This is a genomic window from Kitasatospora sp. NPDC057518 (genome assembly GCF_042802075.1).
In the GTDB taxonomy this organism is placed as follows: domain Bacteria; phylum Actinomycetota; class Actinomycetes; order Streptomycetales; family Streptomycetaceae; genus Kitasatospora.
The window spans coordinates 1-22,077 of record NZ_JBHVEU010000105.1 but is presented as its reverse complement, the minus strand read 5'-3'; the positions used below and the strand labels follow the sequence as shown (position 1 = coordinate 22,077).

Below are 22,077 nucleotides of genomic sequence, written 5' to 3'. Positions count from 1 at the left end.
GATCCAGGCCGTACCGCCCGCGCCACCGCCGGCCGGTGGCGCGGGCGGTACGGGGCACCGGCCGTGCTGCTCGCCCCGTTCCTCCTGCTCTTCACCGCGTGCACGCTGATCCCGATCGGCTACGCGATCCGGCTCAGCCTCTTCACCGAACACCGCTCCGGCCTCGGCTTCGGCGACGCCGAGACGGTCTTCACCGGGCTCGGCAACTACACCCGGGCACTGTCGGACGCGGCCTTCCGCGGCGGCTTCCTGACCGCCGCCCAGTACTGCCTGATCTACATCCCGCTGATGACCGGCCTGGCGCTCGTCCTGGCCCTGCTGCTGGACTCCACGCTGGCCCGCGCCCGGCGCTTCTTCCAACTGGCGCTGTTCATCCCGCACGCCGTGCCCGGCATCATCGCCGCGCTGCTGTGGATGTACCTCTACACCCCCGGCATCAGCCCCGTACTGGACGCACTGGAGTCCCTGGGCACCCAGCCCGACCCGCTCGGCCACCCGCTGCCCGCCGTCGTCAACATGGCGCTGTGGCAGTGGACCGGCTACAACCTGGTCATCTTCTACGCCGCGCTGCAGGCCGTCGACCGCTCCGTGCTGGAGGCCGCCGTCGTCGACGGCGCCGGGGAGCTGCGCACCGCCCTGAACATCAAGGTGCCGCTGATCCGGCCCTCGATCGCCATGGTCGGCCTGTTCACCGTCATCGGCTCGCTCCAGCTGTTCACCGAGCCGATGATCCTCTACGGCACCTCACCGGGCGTCACCTCCTCCTGGACCCCGAACATGTACGCCTACACGGCCGCCTTCGAACGCCACGACTACGGGCTCGCCGCTTCCGCCTCGGTGCTGCTGGCCCTCGCCGCGGCGGGGCTCTCCTTCGCCGTCACCCGGCTCACCCGGGGCCGCTCCGACCGCCGGCGGGAGGCCGACGCATGACCACCACCGCCACCCGCCCCAGCGGCGCCCCGCCCCGCCGCCCGGCCCGCGCCGCCCGGCCGCGCCGCCCCTGGACACTCTCCAAGACCGCCGTCAACGGCACCCTGGTCCTGGCCACCGTCTACACCCTGTGGCCGCTCGGCTGGCTGCTCACCGCCTCCGCCAAGAACACCGCCGACCTGCTCGGCGGCAACGCCCTGGGCGCCGACAACTTCCGGCTCGGCCAGAACCTGCACGACCTGGCCACCACCGGCGGCGGCATCTACTTCCGCTGGTACCTGAACTCGCTGCTGTACGCCGGGATCGGCTCGCTGCTGTGCGCGCTGGTGTGCGTCGCGGCCGGCTACGCCTTCCACGTCTACCGCTTCCCCGGCAAGGAGAAGGTGTTCGGCCTCGTGCTGCTGGGCGTGCTGGTGCCCACCACCGCGCTCGCCCTGCCGATGTACCTGCTGGCCTCCGAGCTCGGCATCGTCAACACCTTCTGGGCGGTCTTCCTGCCCTCGCTGGTCAACCCCTTCGGCGTCTACCTGGCCCGGGTGTTCTGCGCCGGCTACGTGCCGAACGAGGTCCTGGAGGCCGCCCGGATGGACGGCGCCGGGGAGCTGCGGACCTTCTGGTCGATCGGGCTGCGGATGGTGATGCCCGGCTTCGTCACCGTCCTGCTGTTCCAGTTCACCGCCATCTGGAACAACTTCTTCCTGCCGCTGGTGATGCTCTCCGACAGCCGGCTCTTCCCGGTCAGCCTCGGCCTGTTCAGCTGGAACGCCCAGACCAAGGCCTTCCCCGAGTACTACCCGCTGGTCATCACCGGCTCGCTGCTCGCCGTCGTGCCGCTCGTCCTCGCGTTGGTGCTGCTCCAGCGGCACTGGAAGGCCGGCCTGACCGCGGGGAGCGTCAAGTGAGCCCGAACCCCGCCACCGCCGCGACCGGCACCGCCACCACGCCCGCCCCTACGCCCGACCGGGAGACCACCGTGCCCGACGGCCGGCCCGCCAGCCGCCCCCGCGCCGTCCTCGCCATGCACCGCGAGCTCGCCGGGCGCCTGATCGACCCGCACACCATGGCCCGGCTCACCGCCCTGGCCGACCTCGACCCGGCACTCGTCCTTGACGACTTCACCACCCCCGAGGCCCGCGCGGCGCTCGCCGACGCCGAGGTGATCGTCTCCAGCTGGGGCTGCCCGCCGATCGACGAGGAGGTGCTGGCCGCCGCCCCGCGGCTGAGCGCCGTCATCCACGCCGCCGGCTCGGTCAAACACCACGTCACCGACGCCTGCTGGCGCCACGGCCTCAAGGTCACCTCCGCGGCCTGGGCCAACGCCCTGCCGGTCGCCGAGTACACCGTCGCCGTCGTCCTGCTCGCCAACAAGCGGCTGCTGCCGATCCGTGAGGAGTACCGGCGCCGCCGCGCCCCCCACGACTGGCAGCTGGCGTACGGGGCGGCCGGCAACTACCGGCGCACCGTCGGCATCGTCGGCGCCTCCCGGATCGGCCGGCGGGTGATGGAACTGCTGCGCCCGCACGACCTGGACCTGCTGCTCCACGACCCGTACGTCGACCCCGCCGAGGCCGCCCGGCTCGGCGCCCGCGCCGTGGAGATGGACGAACTCTGCGCGGCCTCCGACGTGGTGAGCGTGCACGCCCCCGAACTGCCGGCCACCCGGCACCTGATCGACGGCCGCCGGCTCGCCCTGATGCGCGACGGCGCCACCCTGGTCAACACCTCGCGCGGCTCCCTGGTCGACCAGGAAGCACTGGTGCGCGAGGCCGCCTCCGGACGCCTCGACGCCGTCATCGACGTCACCGAGCCGGAGGTGCTGCCCGCCGACTCCCCGCTCTACGAGCTGCCGAACGTCTTCCTCACCCCCCACGTGGCCGGCTCGCTCGGCAGCGAGCTGCACCGGATGGCGGCCGCCGCCGCCGACGAGCTCGCCCGCTACACCGCCGGGCATCCGTTCGCCCACCCCGTCCTCGCCGAGGACGGACACCGCACCGCGTGACCCCGCGCCGCGCCCCCGTGCCGCGCGGCCCCGCAGCACGCTCCTCTCAGCACGTCCCTCGCACCACGTGCTCCCCGCACCAGCAACGAATCGGAGAACCCCATGCCCCGCAGGGTGATCGGCATCGTCATGAACGGCGTCACCGGCCGGATGGGCTACCGCCAGCACCTGGTCCGCTCCATCCTCGCCATCCGCGACCAGGGCGGCCTGCCGCTCGGCGACGGCGACACGCTGTGGCCCGAGCCGATCCTGGTCGGCCGCAGCGCCGACAAGCTCAAGGACCTCGCCGACCGCCACGGCCTCACCCACTGGACCACCTCGCTCGACGAGGCCCTCGCCCACCCGCTCGCCGAGATCTACTTCGACGCCCAGGTCACCCCCGCCAGGGAGACCGCGCTGCGCACGGCGATCGCCGCCGGCAAGCACATCTACACCGAGAAGCCCACCGCCGAGTCGCTGGAGGCCGCGCTCGACCTCGCCCGCCTCGCCCGCGACGCCGGGGTGTGCAACGGCGCCGTCCAGGACAAGCTCTTCCTCCCCGGCCTGCGCAAGCTCAAGCGGCTGGTGGACGGCGGGTTCTTCGGCCGGATCCTCTCCGTGCGCGGCGAGTTCGGCTACTGGGTCTTCGAGGGCGACTGGCAGCAGGCCCAGCGGCCGTCCTGGAACTACCGCGCCGAGGACGGCGGCGGCATGGTCCTCGACATGTTCCCGCACTGGCGCTACGTGCTGGACGGCATCATCGCCCCCGTCCGCTCCGTGTACGCGCACACCGCCATCCACATCCCCGAGCGGACCGACGAGCGCGGGCAGGTCTACCGGGCCACCGCCGACGACGCCGCGTACGGCGTCTTCGAGCTGGAGGGCGGCATCACCGCCCAGATCAACTCCTCCTGGGCGGTCCGGGTGGACCGCGACGAACTGGTGGAGTTCCAGGTCGACGGCACGGAGGGCAGCGCGGTCGCCGGGCTGCGCGAGTGCCGCTTCCAGCACCGCGCGGCGACCCCCAAGCCGGTCTGGAACCCGGACCTGCCGGCGACCGAGCCGTTCCGCGCGCAGTGGCAGCGGGTGCCGGACAACGAGGAGTTCGACAACGGATTCAAGGCGCAGTGGGAGCTCTTCCTGCGCCACGTGACCACCGGCTCCCCGTACCACTGGGACCTGCTGGAGGGTGCCAAGGGCGTGCAGCTCGCCGAACTCGGCCTGCGCTCCGCCCGCGAGGGACGCCGGATGGACGTCCCCGAGCTGTCCCTGTGACGGCCGCCGGCCGCATCCGGGCCGGCCACCGAGCACCCGGCCGCCGGGGAGACCCGAGCGCCCCGCAGCCGCCCGCCGACGAGACGAATGCGCTGACACCATGACCGAGATCCACCTGCCCGGCCACGGCCGGCTCCGGCTGCGCGAGCCCGCCGTCCTGCCCGCCCCGCCCGCCCCCGCCCGCTCGCGGACGGCCTTCGCCGCCGCCCACGTGGTCGCCGACCCGCTGGGCGACAACGCCCCCGGCGCACCCGCCGCCGTCGACTGGGACGCCACCCTCGCCTTCCGCCGACACCTGTGGTCGCTGGGCCTCGGCGTGGCCGACGCGATGGACACCGCCCAGCGCGGCATGGGACTCGACTGGCCGGCCACCCGCGAGCTGATCACCCGCTCCGGGGCCGAGGCCCGCGCCTGCGGCGGCCTGCTGGCCTGCGGCGTCGGCACCGACCAGCTCGCTCCCGGCCCCCACCCGCTGGACGCCGTCCGCGCCGCCTACGAGGAGCAGCTGACCGTCGTCCAGGAGGCCGGCGCGCAGCCGATCCTGATGGCCAGCCGCGCCCTGGCCGCCGCCGCGCGCGGCCCGGAGGACTACCTGGAGGTCTACGGCAAGCTGATCGCCGCCTGCGAGCGGCCGGTGCTGCTGCACTGGCTCGGCGAGATGTTCGACCCGGCGCTGGCCGGCTACTGGGGCTCCGCCGACCCCGACCCGGCCGCCGCGACCGTGCTGGAGCTGATCGGCGCGCACGCCGACCGGATCGAGGGCATCAAGGTCTCCCTGCTGGACTCCGACCGGGAGATCGCCCTGCGCCGCGCGCTGCCGGCCGGCGTGCGGATGTACACGGGCGACGACTTCCACTACCCCGAGCTGATCCGCGGCGACGAACACGGCCACAGCCACGCCCTGCTGGGCGTCTTCGACCCGATCGCGGCCACCGCCGCGGCGGCGCTGCGGGCGCTCGACGAGGGCGACCTCGACCGCTACGAGGAGCTGTTCGCGCCGACCGTGCCGCTGGCCCGGCACCTGTTCGCCGCGCCGACCTTCCACTACAAGACCGGCGTGGTCTTCCTCGCCTGGCTGGCCGGCCACCAGGACCACTTCACCATGGTGGGCGGCGCGCAGAGCGGACGTTCGGTGCCCCACCTGGTGGAACTGTTCCGGCTCGCGGACGCCGCCGCCGTGCTCCCCGACCCGGATCTCGCGGCCGACCGGATGCGTCGGCTGCTCGCCGTCGCGGGGGTGGCGGCATGAGCGGCGCCGGCGCGGCGAACGGCCTCGCGAGGCTGTCGCTCAACCAGATCACCACCCGGGGCTGGAGCCTTCCGGAGGCCGTGCGGGGCTGCGTGGACGCCGGCATCCCGGCCATCGGGCTCTGGCGCGACAAGGTCGCCGAAACCGGCCTGGCCCGCTCCGCGAAGCTGTGCCGGGACGCCGGACTCGCCGTCAGCAGCCTCTGCCGGGGCGGCTTCCTCACCGCCGACGGCCCCGAGCGGCGCCGGGCCGCGCTCGCCGACAACCTCCAGGCCATCGAGGAGGCCGCCGAACTCGGCACCGACACCCTGGTCCTGGTCGTCGGCGGCCTGCCGGCCGGCAGCCGCGACCTGGTCGGCGCCCGCGCCGCCGTCGCCGACCTGCTCGCCGAACTCGCCACGCACGCGGGCGACTTCGGTGTGCGCCTGGCGATCGAGCCACTGCACCCGATGTTCTGCGCCGACCGGGCGGTGGTCTCCACCCTGGCCCAGGCGCTCGACCTCGCCGCCCCGTACCCCGCCCGGCAGGTCGGCGTCGTCGTCGACAGCTACCACGTCTGGTGGGACCCGGCACTGCCCGAGCAGATCGCCCGCGCCGGTCGAGAGGGCCGGATCGCCTCCTACCAGGTGTGCGACTGGACCCTGCCGCTGCCCGCCGACGCCCTGCTCGGCCGGGGCCACGTCGGTGACGGCCACATCGACTTCCGCACCCTCACCGACCTGGTCACCGCCGCCGGGTACGAGGGCTGGATCGAGGTCGAGATCTTCAACCAGGAGATCTGGGACACCCCGGGCGAGCTGACGCTGCGCACCCTGATCGAGCGGCACCTGACGCACCTGGCCTCGCCGTGAGAGTCGTCGTCGCGCCCGACTCCTTCAAGGGCACCGTCACCGCCCGGGACGCCGCCCTGGCGCTGGCCGCCGGCTGGCGCTCGGTGCGGCCGGACGACGAGCTGCTGCTCCGTCCGATGGCCGACGGCGGGGAGGGCACCCTCGACGCGCTCGCGGCCGCCCTCCCCGGCGCCGTCCCGTACCCGGTCCCCGACTGCACCGGCCCCGACGGGGGGCCGGTCACCGGCCGCTACGCGCTGCTGCCGGACGGCACCGCGCTGGTCGAACTCGCCGACACCGGCGGCCTGCCGCTGCTCGGCGGCGCCCTCGCCCCGCTCACCGCCGGCACCCGCGGCACGGGCGAGACCATCGCCGCCGCACTGGACGCCGGCGCGCGGCAGGTGACCGTCGCACTCGGCGGCTCCGCGTCCACCGACGGCGGCGCCGGGCTGCTGGCCGCCCTCGGCCTGCGGCTGCTGGACGACACCGGCGCCGACCTCCCGGACGGCGGCGGCGCCCTCACCCGGGCCGCCCGGCTCGACCGCACCGCCCTGCGCGCCGCCCCGCCCGGCGGCGTCCGGCTGCTGACCGACGTGACCAACCCGCTGCTCGGCCCCACCGGGGCGGCCGCCGTCTACGGGCCGCAGAAGGGTGCCGACCCGGCCCGGATCGCCGTCCTGGAGGCGGGGCTGCGCCGCTTCGCCGACCTGCTCGGGGGCGACCCGGCCCTCCCCGGCTCCGGCGCGGCCGGCGGCACCGCGTACGGCCTGGTGACCGCCTGGGGTGCGCAGGTGGTCCCCGGCGCGGCGGCGGTGGCCGAGCTGACCGGCCTCGACGAAGCCCTCACCGGGGCCGGCCTGGTGATCACCGGCGAGGGCCGCTTCGACCGCACCAGCCTGCTCGGCAAGGCGGTCGGCGAGGTCCTCGCCCGCGCGGAGCGGGCCGGCGTCCCCGCCCGGGTCGTCGCCGGGGAGGCCTCCGACCCCGGCGCGCTCACCCTCACCGGGCTGTCCGGGGACCCGGCCGACGCCCGCCACCGGGCGGCCCACTGGCTCACCGCCGCCGGCGCCCGACTGGCCCGCGCGGCGCCTCCTTTCACCGTCTGACGACGTGGAAGGCCTCCCGCGATCCGGACCACGCGGCCGAGAAGGCCCGCGCCGAGCGCCTCCACCCGAGCACCTCCACCCGAGCGCCTCCACTCGATCGCCGACGGCGAGGTCATACCGAAGACGCCCACCGTCGTCCCGCCCGGCCCCCACCTCCCAGGAGGAGCTCCCCCCATGACCGCCGCGCCGAACCCCGCCCTGCTCTCCCGCCGCCGCCTGCTGCGACTCGCCGCCCTCACCCTCGGTGCCCTCCCCACCCCCGCCACGGCCGCGGCCGACGCCTACGACACCCTGCGCCTGCGCTGGCTCGACCTGCTCACCGGCACCGGCTTCGACCCGGCCACGGCCCCCTACGCCACCACCCTCGCCGCCCTCGGCGACCGGGCCCGCACCCAGCTCCAGGCCATGGCCCCGACCTCCACGTCCCTCTGGCCGGACCTCCCCCTGGGCACCGCCTCGGCGAACGTCACCGCCTCCCACACCCGCCTGCGCACCCTGGCCATGGCCTGGGCGCAGCCCGGCACCGGTCTGACCGGTGACCAGGCCCTGGCCACCGCGATCACCACCGGCCTGAACCACCTCAACACCACCACCGGCGCCTACACCCCCACGGCCACCGCCTACGGCAACTGGTGGGACTGGCAGATCGGCACCCCGCAGGCCCTCCTCGACACCTGCGTCCTGGCCCACGACCTCCTGCCGCCCACCCGGCTCTCCGCCCTGCTCGCCGCCGTGGACCGCCAGGTCCCCGACTCCCTGGTGTCGAGCTACACGGGCACCAGCACCGGCGGCAACCGGGTGGACCTGTGCCGCGTCCTGGCCCTGCGCGGAGTGCTGGGCCGCACCTCCGCCAAGCTCACCACCGCCACCACCGCGCTCTCCCCGGTCTTCCCGTACGTCCTGGCCGGCGACGGCCTGTACGCCGACGGCTCCTTCGTCCAGCACACCTGGGTGCCGTACACCGGCTCCTACGGGGAGGTGCTGCTCGGTGGCCTGAGCAGGCTCTTCGCCCTGCTGGCCGGTTCCGCCTGGCAGATCTCCGACCCGTCCCGGCAGAACGTCTTCGACGCCGTCACCGACGCCTACGCGCCCTTCCTCTACAACGGCCTGGTGATGGACGCCGTGAGCGGGCGGGCCGTCAGCCGGGGCCGCCAGAGCGGCGACCAGCTCCAGCTCCAGCAGGACGACCACGTCCGGGGCCACACCCTGATCGGCCACATCCTGCGCCTCGCCGACTCCGGCGCCGCCCCGGCCGCCCAGTCCGCCGCCTGGCGCTCCGCCGTGAAGGGCTGGCTCACCCGTGACCACTACCTGCCCTACCTCTCCAACGCCTACCTCGACGTCCCCGAGCTCGCCCGTGCCCAGGCCCTCCTGAACTCCGCCACCGCCGCCGCCCCCGAGCCGCTCGGCGCCCGGGTGTTCGCGATGGACCGCGCCGTGGTCCGCCGCTCCGGCTGGGCCGCCTCGCTCAGCCTCTGCTCCGCCCGCACCACCTTCTACGAGACCGGCAACGGCGAGCACCTGCGCGGCTGGCACACCAACAACGGCATGCTCTCCTGGTGGGGTGCCACCTTTGGCAACGGCCAGTACTCGGACGCCTTCTGGCCCACCGTGGACCCGTACCGCCTGCCCGGCACCACCGTCTCCGCCAAGCCGCTCGCCGACGCCGCCGGCGGCACCTGGGGCGCACCCCGCCCGGACTCCACCTGGGCCGGCGGCGCCACCGACGGCACCTACGCCGCCGTCGGCCAGGACCTGCGCGGCCTCTCCTCCACCCTGACCGGACGCAAGTCCTGGTTCCTGCTGGACGATGCGGTGGTCTGCCTCGGCGCGGGCATCAGCTGCACCGACGGCACCCCGGTGGAGACCGTCGTCGACAACCGCAACCTCGGCCCCGCCGGCACCCACGCCCTCACCGTGGACGGCGCCGCCCAGCCCACCACCCTCGGCTGGTCCCAGCGCCTCGACGGCGCCCGCGCCGTCGCCGTCGCGGGTTTCGGCGGCTACGTCCTGCCCGCCGGCACCACCCTGCGGGCGAAGCGCGAGGCCCGCACCGGCAGTTGGCACGACATCAACACCGGCGGCTCCACCGAGCAGCTCACCCGCCGCTACCTCACCCTCTGGTTCGACCACGGCACCAACCCCACCGACGCCGGGTACGAGTACCAGGTGCTGCCCGGCGCGACCGCCGCGGCCACCGCGGCCCGGGCGGCCGCCCCCACCGTCACCACCCTCGCCAACTCCCGTACGGTCCAGGCGATATCCGACTCCGCCTCGGGTGTCACCGCCGCCAACTTCTTCGCCGCCGGCACGGCCGGGCCGCTCACCGCCTCCGCCCCCTGCTCGGTGCTGGTCCGCGACACCGACAGCACCCGCACCGTCACCGTCGCCGACCCCTCCCGCCGGGCCGCCACCGTCACGCTCACCCTCGCCGGCACGGGCCGCCCCACCGAGGCCGCCGAAGGCGTCAGTGCGCTCTCCACCGAGGGCGCGGTGACCCTCCTGGTAGAGCTCGGCGGCGCCCAGGGCGCCGGCCGCACCATCACCCTCACCACCGCCTCCGGCGCCCCGGCGACCGCCACCGCGACCCTGCTCGACCCCACCCAGGACAGCTACGTCCGCGACGGCTCCTACGCCACCACCAACTACGGCACCGCCACCACCCTGACGGTCAAGAACACCAACACCACCGACAGCGGCTTCAGCCGGCGCGCCCTCCTCACCTTCGACACCACCGCCGTCCCCGGCACCGTCCGCCGCGCCGTCCTCTGGGTCCACGGCGCGGTCGCCGACTCCGGGGGCACCCTCGCCACCCTCCAGGCCTTCACCACCGCCCCCACCCCCTGGACCGAACCCGCCGTCACCTGGGCCAACGCCCCCGGCCTGGCCCAACCCCTCGGCACCGGCCGGATCTCCACCACACCCGACTGGATCCCCCTCGACGTCACCCCCGCCGTCACCCCGGGCAACCCCTCCCTCACCCTGGCCCTCTTCCAGCCCCTCGCCACCGTCGGCCTCGCCGTCAACCTCGACGCCCGCAGCCACACCACCTTCCACCCCGTCCTGGAGGTGATCACCTCCTGACCGGCCACCGCCGCACCATCGGGTCGCGGGACCGGGCGCATCCATGGACGACGAGACGCCGCTGCGGGGCCGGGCCTACGGAACCGACCACGACGACCCCGTCCCCGGGCACGTGTACCGCGAGCGTGTCGGTGGTCCGCTCGACGGCCTCTCCTGGACGTCACCGCCTGGGACGCCGACCGGCTTGCCGGCGGCGCCGCGCTCGCCACCGAGATCGGTCGGTACGGCGCCGGCGGGCGCGCCCACTACGAACCCCGCCCCGGAGATCCGTCGCGCTGGGACTGGGCGGGCGGCACCCCCTGACGGCGCGAGCTGCCATCCGGTGCGGCGACCACGGCGCCGCCGCACCGGTTCCTTCGTTGCCCTCGCCGGGCCTGCGGTCCGCGCACCGCCTACCCACCTCCGGGGCCCTGCCGGCCGTTGACCTCTTCGTCGGCCAGACCTGCGGTCGCCGGTCGACACCGCCCCGGTAGCGGGAACCCCCGACCGCCACCGGGTCAGGCCGCGCGCCAGCGCCGAAGCACCTCCACAGCAGCCAGGGTGTCGGGGTGCGGGTGGCCGAGGATGCGTTCGCGGTCGGCGACCACCCGCTCCCCGATGGCGATGGCCTCTTCGATGCGCCCGGCCGCGTAGTAGGAGGTGGCGAGGTTGGCGCGGGTGGTGAGGGTGTCGGGGTGCTGGTGGCCGAGGATGCGTTCGCGGTCGGCGGCCACCTGTTCCTCGATGGCGATGGCCTCTTCGATGCGCCCGGCCTCCTGGTAGTAGGTGGCGAGGTTGGCGCGGGAGGCAAGGGTCTCAGGGTGGTCTTCACCGAGGATGCGCTCCTCATCGGCGGCCACCTGCTCCCCGATGGCGATGGCCTCTTCGATGCGCCCGGCCTGCCAGTGTGCGGCGGCGAGGTTGGTGCGGGTGGTGAGGGTGTCGAGGTGGTCGGGGCCGAGGAGGCGTTCGGCGTTGGCGGTGAGGTGCTGCCAGTGGGTGGTGGCGGCCTGGTGGAGGCCGGCGTCGAGGAGGCTGGTGCCCGCCCGGCCGAGCAGGTCGTGGCTGTCAGGGTGCCAGAGGTGGTCGCCGGCGTGGCTGGTGAGGGCGGTGGTGTTGGTGCGCAGGGCGGCGGCGAGGGCCTGGTCGTGGTGGTCTTCGGCGGGCCAGGCCTCCGGCAGGGCGTCGGCGGCGGCGCGCACGAGGGGACCGCGGTGCGCGCGGGCGGGTGGGGTGTCGCGGACGGCGTGCTGGACGAGGCGGTGGACGCGCACCGTCCCCCACCCATCGCCCCGGTCGCCGGGGCCGTCGCTGCCCTGGTCGCCGCTGGGGTGATCCTCCCAGTCGGCGCCGGTCGGGGCGGGGCTGGGCCGGGGCGTACATCGAGACGGGGAGGAGGGCGCGGGCGGAGGTGGCCCAGGCGGCGTGGCGGCTGCGGGTGGTGACCACCGTCCGCCCCGCGGGCACCTCGGGCGGCCACAGCCCGGTCAGCGCGGCCGGGTCGGGAACGTTGTCCAGGACGATCAGCCACCGCCGCCCGCTGCCGCGCAGCCAGCCGAGGAAACCGAGGGCCGCTTCCTCGGCGTCCTGCCCGTCGTACTGGCCGGGTGCCACCTCGCGGGCGGCCTGGGCGTACGCGTTGGTGACGGCCCCGGCGGTGGTGGCGTTCACCCACACCACCAGGTCCACCGCCACCGGCCCCTGGTCCGCGATGCTGCCGTCCCCGGTGGCCCCGATGGCCCCGGCGGGGCTCACGCCGTCCGGGGGCGCAGCGGGGGAAGGGCCGCCCGGAGCCACCGGCCCGGGCCGTGCCGCGGCAGCCTCCGCTGTCGGGCCGCCGCCGGCCGCACCTGTCTCGCTGGCGGTGAGGGATGCCTGCCAGGTCTGGTGGGCGTGGTGGGCGGCGAGCTGGGTTTTGCCGACACCGCCGGTGCCACCGACACCCCGCCCTGGTACGCCGGGGCCGACCTCACCCTCGCCGACAACTCCCGCTGCTCCACCGGAATCCCCGGCTGGGTGAAGAACAAGCGCGTCCTGCTGACCGCCGCGCACTGCCAGACCAGCGGGCACGTCTACAACGGCCAGCGCGTCGTCGGGGAGGTCACCGCCCACGACACCGGCCTGGACGTCGCCGTCATCACGACCGACCAGGACACCGCGGCCCGCTTCTACAGCGGCCCCTGGAACAGCGGCGACTCCCGTCCGCTGTACGGGCCCGCGCGCCTGGACCCGGGCCAGTACGCCTGCTTCAGCGGCGCCGTGTCCGGCTTCCACTGCGAGCTGGAGGTCACGCGCGTCGGCGTCCACTCGCCGTCCGGGCGCACCGCCGCCACCGAAGTAAGGTCCCGCAGCGGGGGCGTCGCCGTCGCCCAGGGCGACAGCGGAGGGCCGGCCGTCGCCAACCCGCAGGGCGACTCCATGGCACCGGTCGGCGTCATCATCGCCGGGAACACCGACACCAAGACCCCCCTGCACCGGCACCGCCACCCAGACGACCTGCTTCTCGACCGGCTACTACACCCCGCTCGACCCGGTGACGGCCACGTTCGGTTTCTCGGCTCGGTGACACCCTCCGAAGCCGTCGACCCGCGCACCGTCGTCCTGCTTTGTTCTGCCGGTGCAGAACGAGGTGATCAACCCTGTGACAACGACCGGGCCCGTCGTCTACTGCTCCGCCCACCCGTACGGTCGCCTGCCCCGGGCACCGGGCGGGTGCGGACGGTCCGCGCCGCACCAGGTCCTCGATGCAGGCAGCGCCGGGCCGGGACGGCGTCCGATGGCTCGTCGACGACCGGGCTCTCCTCAGCGGCCGACAGCTGGCCGGCCCCCGTGTCGCGCACCTCGGCGGTTGCCGCCCCCGGCCCGGTGTCCGGCTCGCCCGGGGCCCGGCCCGGTCCGCTGCCGTACCGGGTTGTCGCCGGGTTCGCCGGGGGCCTCGCCCCGGCCGTCGTCGTGCCGGCGGTTGCCGGGCTCCGATGTCGGCCACCGGGGCCGTCCTGCCCGGGCTGCAACCGGCGTGAGGACGAGTGCGACTGGACGCCCGGCGCCAGCGACGGCACCACCCCCTGCCACGACTGCCGCAAGGAAGCCGACAACGCCCGCGAACGCGACGAGCTGCTCGCCGCCAGGGCGGCGAACGCGGCCGCGCGGCCCTGCTGCACCTGCCAGGGCTCCATCGGCGGTCGGCCGGGCACCATCACCGAGCTGCGCGCCCCGGCCGGGCCCGACCGCCTGGAGTGCCCGGCCTGCGACGAGAAGCGCCGCCCCGTCGCCCGGCCGCCGCCCGGGAACCGCTTGCCGTCCCGGCCATCGTCCTGGTGGTGCTCGCCGTCCCCTGTGCCGTCGGTCTCGGCCGCCCCCGACCGCCCTTCCTTGATGGCTCGCGCGGGCCTGGGGGCGGGCCGCCGTCCGTCGCTGCGCCGCGCAGTCTTGCCGGACGTCACCGCAGTGCCCACAACGAGCCCCAACGCGCGCTTGTCATTGGATAGTTGAGCGACCCACGATAGGTGGCATGACGCCAGAGGAAGTCCAGCGAATCATCACGGCCGAGGAAGCCCACATGAGGCGGCGCCTGGAGCAGATGGTGAGGGAACTCGGGAGGGACGCGGAACACAGCGCCCAGCGTCTCCGTCCCTGGGTGAACCGGGCGGCCACCCGTCGCGGGAAAGCAGTGCCGGAAGCCGTGAGCGCTCTGCTGGAGTCCAGCGCATGGCTCCGCCGGAACGCATGGCTGCCCAGTCTCAAAGGATGGCCTTCCTACAAACTGGACTTTCGTGGCGATGTATTCGAAATTTTCCTGGACATGGATTTCAGCCCGCACTTCACGGAGAAGGACAGGTGGAGGCTCGAAAATGATGACGGACGGTTTGTCCAGCGGAACATCGACATCGACTACGAACAGATGGTCGGCATAGCCGAAATCTGCCAGGAAGCCCGGGTTGTCGGGAATCTCTTGGAGGTCCCGGAAGAGGCCCATCCATCCCGGTACGGGAAGCTCCCCGACGGAGTGCTCGCCCGGTTCATCTCCGAAGACCTCGCCGAACGGATCGAAGCCGGCCGACGCCTCGCGGAACAGCTCGCAAGAGGAGCTTCGGGAGAAGAGACCGTAAGGTCCTGGGCCGAGCAGACGAGAGTCGTCTTGAGGCGCCTGGGGAGGGACGCGCCCCTGGACGGGATCGTGTGGCGATCAGAGCTCTGCGAGCACCCGGACATTGCCGACCCCGTAGCCCTCGGGCGATTGTACCTGTACTTCGGGCTGAAATATGTGGAAGAGGTAGCGATGCGAATTCCGGAATGGGATGAGGCATCCAGGCGAGGGCAACAGGCAGAATCGATCACGGTTTATGGGCCCGTCGGCGCCATCCGCAGCAATGTGACCAACAGCAGCCTCACCGTGGCCGAAACAATCACACACATCGGCGCCACCGCCGACGCTCTCGCCAACGCCGGACAACGCGATATCGCAGCCGCCGTCCGGGACCTCACCCAGGCCATCCGACAAGACTCGGGCCTCGAAGAGAGCCGACGCGCCGACCTCCTCGACCACGTCGCCGACATCGCCGACGCCGCCGCACAACCAGACCGCCCACGAGTGCTCAGCCGAGCCCGGCTAGCCATCGCCGCCCTCACCAGCGCCGCAGGCGCATCCACTCAACTGGCCCAAGCCGTAACCACCTGGCACGACATCTTCAACCAGTTCACGTAACCACCCCACAGCCCACCCTGGAACGACCCGTCCGGGGCGTCCTGACGCAGCCCCCGACGCCAGCCCCCCGGCCCCGCGTCGCCTCGACACCCCTTCGTCAGCCTGCCGCGCCCTGCCGACCGGTCAGCTCGCCGACGGGAGTCAGAGATACCCGAGCTGGAGCGCCGCACCGTCCAGGGCCTGGCGCCAGGTGAGGTCCGCATGGGCGTCGTAGAGGGCGCTCGCCCTTTCCACCAGCACCGCCGGCCGGTCACCCAGGAACCTTGTCGCGGCCTCCACCGCCTCGGCCCGGGTCATGTCGGGCCAGGCCTCGTAGAGGACGTGAGCGAGGGTCTCGATCTCGTCGGCGAGGGCCCGCTGTCCGGGCGTCAGGGTGCGGGTGCCCTTGCGGTACTGCCGGGTCGGGTCGTCTGCCACGCCCGCCACGATCTCACGGTCTCCACGGGCCTCCGCACGGACCGCTCGAACGTGGTATGGGGGAGGGGCCGGTGGAGCCGTTCCCGGGGGTCTGCCCGCTGTCCCGGCACCCCTGCCCGGGTCGGGGTGCCGTCCTGGGCGCCGTGTTCGCCACCGTCCGGGACACCGGCGCCGGGCCCTTGGAGGTGGCAGCGGGCCCCGCTCGCCGTCCCGGCCTGCCCTGGCCCGCCCGCTGCAGCTCCAGTGCCTGCTGCGCCCTGTCCCCCGCCGCGGCCCGACTCCACCCGCGTCCACCAGGAAGTGCTCCGATGGGCCTTCAGCCGCTTCGGCCCAACCGGCTGATCAGCACCGCCCGTTGCGACCCCGGGCCACGCTCGGGACCGGGCCCTGTGTACCCGCCGCCTCGACACTGGCTGGTGCCCCCGCCAGCGGGGAAGTGAGGGTCATTCCCACCACCCATCGACCTCCAGATCACAGTGGTAGCAGTCCATTGAGGCACTGTCGGCCAGGTCGAAGTGCAGCCTCGGATTCGCCTGGTGCATGGCCCGCTCGACGGTCTCGCACCCGTCGGCACAGCGTTCGCCCTCGGCGACCGGCTCACGTCGTAGCGGATGCACCGTGCACTTCGTGTACCGGCGAAGTGGGTCATGGTCGACCGGATCGGTGCACCCATTGGGACACGGCCAGTTCTGCGCCGCAGTAGGGGTGCAGCGGACACAGTCCTCCGGAACTCGTTGGTGTGGGCATTGGGAACGGGGAGGAAAGTCCCGGCCGTTGCGCGGGCAGATGAGCCCGAGGTTCCGGTAACGGGAGTAGAGGTTGCGCGCGCAGTTGTAGCAGTTCCCTTTCAGGTACCACTGCGGCTCCTCGGCGCCGACCCGTGCCTGCACAGGCAGTCTCCTCTTGCAGATCGTCGTCAGGCCGTCGAATGTGAAGTGCCTGGTCTGCGTGCTCCACCAGGTGATCCGGATCGGCTGGTCATCAGTCGTCACAGTCACAGCGCTCTCTTTTCGCGTATCCACCGCAGGCGCCCCCGGCGGACGCCCCCTGCCATGTCAAACGATCGCGGCCCCGATCCGATCCGGCAGGCGTTCGGCGACCTCACGCTGCACGGCCTGGTCGCCTCCGACGGCAACACCAAGGACCGGCACAAGACCTGGCGGCTGGAGGGCACGGCTGGACTAGAGGCGGCCAGGCACGTCCTCGGCCTGCCCCGCTCTGACATGGGCGGTATTGCTCGGGGAGGGCGTGGACTACCCGAGGGGCCGGACACCGGCCGAGATGGTCGCGGACCTGGAGCCGGTGGTGGCGGTCCTGGACCTGGACGGCCCGGCGGTACGGGCCGCAGCCACCGGCCTGGCCCTGAACCGGCGGCAGGCCGGTACCGAGGCAGTGCTCACCGAGGTCTTCGCGCGGTGGGTCCGCCTCGGGGTCCCGCTGTAGAGCGCAGCAGCGCCCTGTGTCGTGTCGGACGGTAGGTCGTCCGGTTGGTTCGGCGACGGTCGGGTTCTCCTTGGAGGCCGGCGGCTGGTCGGCCTCCGCGTCGCGCACCTCGGCAGTTGCCGTGCCGCCCCGCCCGGCGTCCGGCTCGCCCGAGGCCCACCCCGGTCCGCTGCTGCACCGGGTCGTTGCCGGGCTTGCCAGGGCGCCTCGTCCCGGCGTCGTCGTTCCGGCGGTTGTCGGGCTCCGGCGTCGGCTGCCGGCTTCGCCGTCGGGGCCGTCCTGCCCCCGCTGCTGGCCTCGCCGTCGGGTTGCCGTCCGGCTCGCCCCGGTGACGTCCCGTCCCGTCCGCGCCGGTGCCGTCGTTGTGACCGCGGTCCGCCGTGCTGCGCGCGGTCGCTGCCGGGTGGTCACCATTGGTCCCCGGTCGCCGCGACCGCTTGCTGCGCCGGGGTTTGCCCCGCCCTGCTGCGTCCTGCCCGCTGCGTCGCCAGCCTTCGGTGGCCGCCGTCCGGCCGCCCGCCGCTCTGCCGCTGTCGGCCCTCTCGCCGCCTGCCGGCCGTCGCCTGGCCTGTTCTGGTGGGGCTGTGCCGCACGGGTGGGGTTGGTTTCGTTACGGGTGGGGTTGTGGTGGATCGTCCTGTGGTCCCGTCACGGTGCCGTTCCCGGTGCTGTTCCTGGTGGTGTTCGCGGTGCTGGTTCTGGTGGTGTTCCAGGTGTTCTCGTAGGCGGCGAGGGCAGCCCGTAGGCGCCGGCCTTGGGGGGTGTCGGGCAGGCGGAGCCGGCCACGGCGGTGGGCGAGGTCGGCGGTTGCCTGGCAGGCGGCGGGGAGGACCGTGGTGTTGTCGGCGGCCAGTGCCGCGGTGTGCCAGTAGAGCTGTCGTTCGACGGCTTTCGACAGGCCGGACGTCGGGTCGCCGACGAGGGCCCGGGCGGCGGTGGCGAGTTTGGCTTCGGCGGCCGCGAGCGCGTCGTGGCTGTCGGGTGTCGGCGCGGGTACCACCGCGGTGTCGGCCCGCCCGCTGTCGGTGGCGGGCCCGTCCCCGGTCGCCGCGAGCGCGTCGTCGTCCCGGCCCCGTCCGGGGGCGGGGTCCTTCTGCCGCTGCGCCCCGCCGTCGTAGTCCGGCCCGCTCTCCGGTTCGGCGTCCGGCGCGTCCGGCCGCTCGCGCGGCTCGGCGACGGCGTCGTCGCCGACCTCACCGACCAGGCCGGGGTCCGGCCGGGCGGCGGCGGCAAGCTCGTCCTCGGTGGCCGCGGGCGTGGTGTCGTCCTGTTCCTGGCCGGGGCCTGGCGGGGTGGTGGGTTCGGTCTCGGTGTCCTCCGGGGTGGTGGGGCGGGACCGGGCCGGTTCGGGGTGGGTGTGCGGGGTGCCGTCGTCGAAGACGACGGTGAGCTGGGCCCCGGCCGCCGTGGCCACCTGCCGTGTTCCGGTCGTGGTGGTCGTGTGCCGCGCCCGGGCGGTTCCGTCGTTGCCACCGGGGCCGGCGGAGCGGCGGGCCGGGCCGGGCTGCTCTGTGTTCGCCCCGGCGGCGCGGGTGGTCTTCCGGCCGGTCTCGCCTGGGGTGCCACCTGCCGGGTGGTCGGGAGTCTTCGGGCGGGCGCGGCGGCAGGTGGGGAGGAGTTCGTCGTAGGCGGTGGTGGTGGGCAGGGGGCGGGTGTCCGGGGGCAGGGCGGCCCGGACCCGTACCGGTTCGGCGGCCGGCGCACGGCCACGGTCGGGGCCTTCACCGCGGCTGGGGCTTTCACCGTGGCCGTGGTCGCCGTCCGGGATCGGGGCGTCCGGCCTCGCCGTCGTCTCGTCCGCTCCGGCTCCGCAGGCGTTCTGGAAGGCGGTCAGCAGGTTCTCGGGGACGGCCTGCTGGCCGTGGACCTGCGCGCGCTTGCCGCGCCCGGCGGGGGCCGGCGCCGCCGCCAGGGCGGAGGCGGCCGTGTCGCCCTGCCGCTCGCGGGCCGCCTGGTTGAGGGCTGGCGCGGGGAGTCCGAGGAGGGCGAAGGCGCCGTCGAGTGCGGCCTGGGCGGCGCGTGCGTGCCGGACGAACACCGCCGCCTGGCCGCCGTCCAGGCCCTCCAGGACCTGGCGTGCCTGTTCGTCGCCGCCGAGGCGGGCCAAGAGGGTGCGGGCCTCGTCCCGTAGGGCGGGGAGTTGTTCCTCGAGGCGGCGTCGGCGGTGTTCGGCCTGGCGGCAGGCGGGGCTGCAGTGCAGGGCGGGGCGGCCGGTGGCCGCCTTCGGCAGGGGCCGGCCGCATCCCGGCCGTGTGCAGGCCGGCCCGGTGCTCGAGGGTTCCGTCACATGGAGGATTCTGACGGAACGTCGGCCGGGTCGGGAAGCGGGCCCCGGCGCGTGAGGCCCGGCCGCGCGCCGTCCCGGCCCCGCCCGCCCCCCGGTCTGGGCCGTGCCGGGGTGGTTGCGTTGCCGTCTCCTGGTGACGGAACCACCCGAAGCTCGCTGGGTGTGACCTGTTGGTGTTGTGGGGCGTGGAATGGCCCCACAGGCCGGGTTGTCTGGACCTTTGGTTGTGCCTGTTGGGGATGTTCGCGGGGTCGGTGTGGGGTGGGGTTTGGTTACTTTGTGTGGTGGTGGGTGGGATTGGGGGTCGGGTCGGCCGCTGGTGGGGCTGGTGGGGTTTTGTTGGGCGTGTTTTGGGGGTGAATTCCGCCGGGTATTCCGTGCTGCTGCTTTTATGGATTCGCTGCCTGTGGTGGTCTGAATTCGGTTTGGGATTGTGGTTGGCGGGGTGGTGGCGGGGGTTGGTGTTCGGTTTCGTCTGGGGGTGGAGCCGCCGGGCCCCGTCTGGGTCGTTCCGGCCTGCTGTGCCCTGCCCGCCCGCTGCGCCGCCGTCGGCGACGGGCTCGTCTCCGGTGGCCGTGCGGGCCGCTCTGCGCCGTCGTCTGGGCCTGCTGCGCCCCTGCTTGGCCGCCGCCGTCCCGGGTCCGCCGCCCGGGCTCCGCCCCGTTCGGGGCCGTGCGCAGGTCGGGGGTGGCCGTTAGGGCCCCTTTGCGTCGTCGTCGCCGTCCCGCCGTGCTGGCCGCGGTCCGGGGCCGTGCCCGTCCGCTGCGCCGCTCGCTGGACGGGTGGGTGGCCGTCAGGCCGCCCTGGTGGGGGAGGTGGGTCAGCGGCCAGCGAGGTGGCGGGAGGTGAGTTCGACGTCCTGGAGCTGGGTGGTGGTCAGGCGCCGGGCTTCCCAGATGACCGTGGCCACGTCGGCGGCCCGGGTGTGGAGCGGCGGCAGGTCGTCGGGTAGGTGGATGCCACCGAGTGCTGCGAGGTCGGGGGCGGGGATACCGAGCACGCCGGCGAAGCCGGCTACCAGCTCGGAGGTTGCTTCGACGGTGCCGCGGCCGACCCCGCCGATGGTGGACGGAGACAGGTAGATCCGTCCGTCGGTGACCGCGTACAGGGCCCTGACCGTGCTTGGCCAGGTGAGGTTCCGGCTGTGGGCGAGCCCCAGGAGCGCCGCGCCGAAGCCCGGCTCGTACCGGTGGTACGGCCGGTCGACCCCGCCACGCCCCTCACGCCGCACCAGGGGCTGCGCCCGGATCGCGTCCAGCAGCGGTCGCCGGTTCTCGGCGGGCATGACCATCGTGTTGTAGACGACGGTGCTGATCGACCAGTTCGGGTTGCGGGTGATCGGTGTCAGGTCGTCGGGCACCGGTTGTCCGGCGAGGACGAATAGGTCGGCGGCGTGCAGGCCGAGTGCCGGTCCGAGGTCTCTCAATAGCCGTCCGGTCGGTGGCTGCCCGCCGAGCACGGCTGGCAGCTCTGCCGGGTCGGTGCCGGCCGCCGCCGCGAGCGTGGCGGAGTCGAGCGCCCGGTGGCCCGTCAGGTGCGCCAGCAGTGCGCCGAACCGCAGTAGGCCTGCCATGCCGTCAGCCTAACGACGGCCGATCCGCCGTTTCGGAGGGTCGTCTGGATCTGCGGGTTCCCGCCGCCGCGCCCCGCCGTCCCGCCGTTGGGGTGGCCGCCGTCCTGGTCGGCCGCCAGGCCGTCCTGCTGCGCCCGTCTCGGCCGTCCGGCCGCTGTGCCCGTGCCCGTCCTGGCCGCCCGGTGCCGTGCCCGCTGCGCCTCGCCTTGGCCGCCGTCCTGGTCCGGTGTTCGGTTTGGTGTCGCCACTTCGGGAATTGCCCGGGTGACGCTGGGCGGGATTTCCTGGGTGGTCTGGAAGGGCGGTCGCCGTGTCGTCGTGGAGGGCCGTAGGCCCCTTTCCGGCATGCCTGAATTTGATTCCCCGCCGCTGCGCCCCGGAAGGGTTTCGGATTGCGGCCAAAAGGGAGCAGGAGGGAATTCTGATTCCCGCCGTGATTGCGGCCGGATAGAGTGGGCATGGACGGTTTCCGCGAGGTTGCCTGTTCGCCTCTGGCGCCCGCCAGGGAGCCGGTAGGATAGAGCTTCATGGAAGCCGGGAAAACGCGCTAAGAATGCCGCCGAATTCACTTCGAATTCCGGCCCGGAGTCTGCGGTTGAGGGCCCGCCAGTCACCGCCGTGCGGGGCGCCCGTGAGGGCCCGCCACCCGGTGCCGGGGAGGCCGAGCCGGGGCCGATGCCCGGAGGTTGCTCCCGAGGGCCGCAGGCCCCGCCCCAGGGGCGCCGGATGGGCCGTCGGCCCAGCAACCAGGCGGCTGACCGGCCATCGGCCGGGACCGGCGGAGGGCCCCCGGGGGTGGGGTTGTGACTGATACCCGAAGTCCGCGCCACATCGTCAACGCCGAGGGCCGCAGGCCCCGGCCGGCACTCCCGCCCGTCCGGAGGGATGGGCCGCTACCCGAATTCCGCGTCACATCGTCAACGCTCACCCCCGGGCGCAGCCCGGGAAACCCCCGCCAGTCAATCGGCCCGTAGGGCCGTGAAAGCACCAGTCCAACAAGGCAAGAATGCCGACCGGTTGACGGGCCGTAGGCCCGGGACAATGCCCCGGGATTGGCGGAGCGCAGCGACGCCCCACGCCCTCCCCAACGGTGCGTGCCGTGCCCACGAATTCGCCGCCGGCGAATTCCCCCCACCCCCCCCCCCCCCCCCCCGCCGCCCCCCCCCGCCCCCCCCCCCCCCTGACCGCCGTGCCGCTGGCGCAATATCACAAATACCAGCC

The 22,077-nt window shown here is 74.0% G+C and carries 15 protein-coding genes; 11 read left to right on the top strand and 4 right to left on the bottom strand.

The genetic code is table 11. The features are described from left to right. From ACFU7Z_RS13650 to ACFU7Z_RS13615, 8 genes are all read left to right on the top strand, one after another. On the top strand, positions 1 to 930 hold a 930-nt coding region (locus tag ACFU7Z_RS13650; protein ID WP_380777619.1), incomplete at its 5' end, for a carbohydrate ABC transporter permease. After that, positions 927 to 1,832, top strand: coding sequence for a carbohydrate ABC transporter permease (locus tag ACFU7Z_RS13645; RefSeq protein ID WP_049657190.1), 906 nt, complete (start codon positions 927 to 929; stop codon positions 1,830 to 1,832). The genes ACFU7Z_RS13650 and ACFU7Z_RS13645, both read left to right, overlap by 4 nt. Positions 1,833 to 1,948: 116 nt before the next feature. After that, complete coding sequence (locus ACFU7Z_RS13640) at positions 1,949 to 2,929, top strand: hydroxyacid dehydrogenase (protein WP_380777620.1); 981 nt, start codon at positions 1,949 to 1,951, stop codon at positions 2,927 to 2,929. A gap of 102 nt (positions 2,930 to 3,031) precedes the next feature. Beyond that, positions 3,032 to 4,183, top strand: coding sequence for a Gfo/Idh/MocA family protein (locus ACFU7Z_RS13635; protein ID WP_049657187.1), 1,152 nt, complete (start codon positions 3,032 to 3,034; stop codon positions 4,181 to 4,183). 100 nt (positions 4,184 to 4,283) lie between these two features. Then, positions 4,284 to 5,432 carry a dihydrodipicolinate synthase family protein gene (locus tag ACFU7Z_RS13630; protein ID WP_074006085.1) on the top strand — a complete coding sequence of 383 codons (1,149 nt, stop codon included), beginning with the start codon at positions 4,284 to 4,286 and terminating at the stop codon, positions 5,430 to 5,432. Next, positions 5,429 to 6,283, top strand: a complete 855-nt coding sequence (locus ACFU7Z_RS13625) for a sugar phosphate isomerase/epimerase (RefSeq protein WP_049660487.1) — start codon at positions 5,429 to 5,431, stop codon at positions 6,281 to 6,283. The genes ACFU7Z_RS13630 and ACFU7Z_RS13625 overlap by 4 nt, the downstream gene beginning before the upstream one ends. Continuing rightward, complete coding sequence (locus tag ACFU7Z_RS13620) at positions 6,280 to 7,368, top strand: glycerate kinase (protein WP_117484817.1); 1,089 nt, start codon at positions 6,280 to 6,282, stop codon at positions 7,366 to 7,368. The genes ACFU7Z_RS13625 and ACFU7Z_RS13620 overlap by 4 nt, the downstream gene beginning before the upstream one ends. A 174-nt stretch (positions 7,369 to 7,542) precedes the next feature. Then, a complete protein-coding gene (locus ACFU7Z_RS13615) occupies positions 7,543 to 10,452 on the top strand; it encodes a polysaccharide lyase family 8 super-sandwich domain-containing protein (RefSeq protein ID WP_380777618.1) in 2,910 nt (969 codons plus the stop codon). Positions 10,453 to 10,949: 497 nt separating this feature from the next. On the opposite strand, the gene ACFU7Z_RS13610 is transcribed toward ACFU7Z_RS13615, so the two are convergent. Beyond that, the gene (locus ACFU7Z_RS13610) at positions 10,950 to 11,705 is read right to left on the bottom strand and encodes a tetratricopeptide repeat protein (protein WP_380777617.1); all 756 of its coding nucleotides are present in this window, start codon (positions 11,703 to 11,705) and stop codon (positions 10,950 to 10,952) included. Between the two features lie 622 nt (positions 11,706 to 12,327). Here ACFU7Z_RS13610 and ACFU7Z_RS13605 point away from each other — a divergent pair. Continuing rightward, positions 12,328 to 13,923, top strand: a complete 1,596-nt coding sequence (locus tag ACFU7Z_RS13605; protein WP_380777616.1) for a trypsin-like serine protease — start codon at positions 12,328 to 12,330, stop codon at positions 13,921 to 13,923. Between the two features lie 19 nt (positions 13,924 to 13,942). Beyond that, positions 13,943 to 15,136, top strand: a complete 1,194-nt coding sequence (locus ACFU7Z_RS13600) for a hypothetical protein (protein WP_380777615.1) — start codon at positions 13,943 to 13,945, stop codon at positions 15,134 to 15,136. Between the two features lie 141 nt (positions 15,137 to 15,277). Here ACFU7Z_RS13600 and ACFU7Z_RS13595 read toward each other — a convergent pair whose 3' ends face one another. Next, complete coding sequence (locus ACFU7Z_RS13595; RefSeq protein ID WP_380777614.1) at positions 15,278 to 15,553, bottom strand: hypothetical protein; 276 nt, start codon at positions 15,551 to 15,553, stop codon at positions 15,278 to 15,280. A 1,248-nt stretch (positions 15,554 to 16,801) separates the two neighbouring features. Here ACFU7Z_RS13595 and ACFU7Z_RS13590 point away from each other — a divergent pair. Continuing rightward, entirely contained in the window at positions 16,802 to 16,996 is a 195-nt protein-coding gene (locus ACFU7Z_RS13590) for a hypothetical protein (protein ID WP_380777613.1), read from the top strand. Between the two features lie 610 nt (positions 16,997 to 17,606). On the opposite strand, the gene ACFU7Z_RS13585 is transcribed toward ACFU7Z_RS13590, so the two are convergent. Beyond that, complete coding sequence (locus tag ACFU7Z_RS13585) at positions 17,607 to 19,283, bottom strand: hypothetical protein (RefSeq protein WP_380777612.1); 1,677 nt, start codon at positions 19,281 to 19,283, stop codon at positions 17,607 to 17,609. 820 nt (positions 19,284 to 20,103) lie between these two features. Then, entirely contained in the window at positions 20,104 to 20,856 is a 753-nt protein-coding gene (locus ACFU7Z_RS13580; protein WP_380777611.1) for a hypothetical protein, read from the bottom strand. Positions 20,857 to 22,077: the final 1,221 nt, after the last annotated feature.

Excerpts from the sequence above, each read along its gene's own strand:
- ACFU7Z_RS13600 (WP_380777615.1), top strand. The coding sequence starts at position 13,943 with ATGACGCCAGAGGAAGTCCAGCGAATCATCACGGCCGAGGAAGCCCAC.
- ACFU7Z_RS13640 (WP_380777620.1), top strand. The coding sequence starts at position 1,949 with ATGCACCGCGAGCTCGCCGGGCGCCTGATCGACCCGCACACCATGGCC.
- ACFU7Z_RS13625 (WP_049660487.1), top strand. The coding sequence starts at position 5,429 with ATGAGCGGCGCCGGCGCGGCGAACGGCCTCGCGAGGCTGTCGCTCAAC.
- ACFU7Z_RS13635 (WP_049657187.1), top strand. The coding sequence starts at position 3,032 with ATGCCCCGCAGGGTGATCGGCATCGTCATGAACGGCGTCACCGGCCGG.
- ACFU7Z_RS13580 (WP_380777611.1), bottom strand. The coding sequence starts at position 20,856 with ATGGCAGGCCTACTGCGGTTCGGCGCACTGCTGGCGCACCTGACGGGC.
- ACFU7Z_RS13630 (WP_074006085.1), top strand. The coding sequence starts at position 4,284 with ATGACCGAGATCCACCTGCCCGGCCACGGCCGGCTCCGGCTGCGCGAG.
- ACFU7Z_RS13615 (WP_380777618.1), top strand. The coding sequence starts at position 7,543 with ATGACCGCCGCGCCGAACCCCGCCCTGCTCTCCCGCCGCCGCCTGCTG.
- ACFU7Z_RS13645 (WP_049657190.1), top strand. The coding sequence starts at position 927 with ATGACCACCACCGCCACCCGCCCCAGCGGCGCCCCGCCCCGCCGCCCG.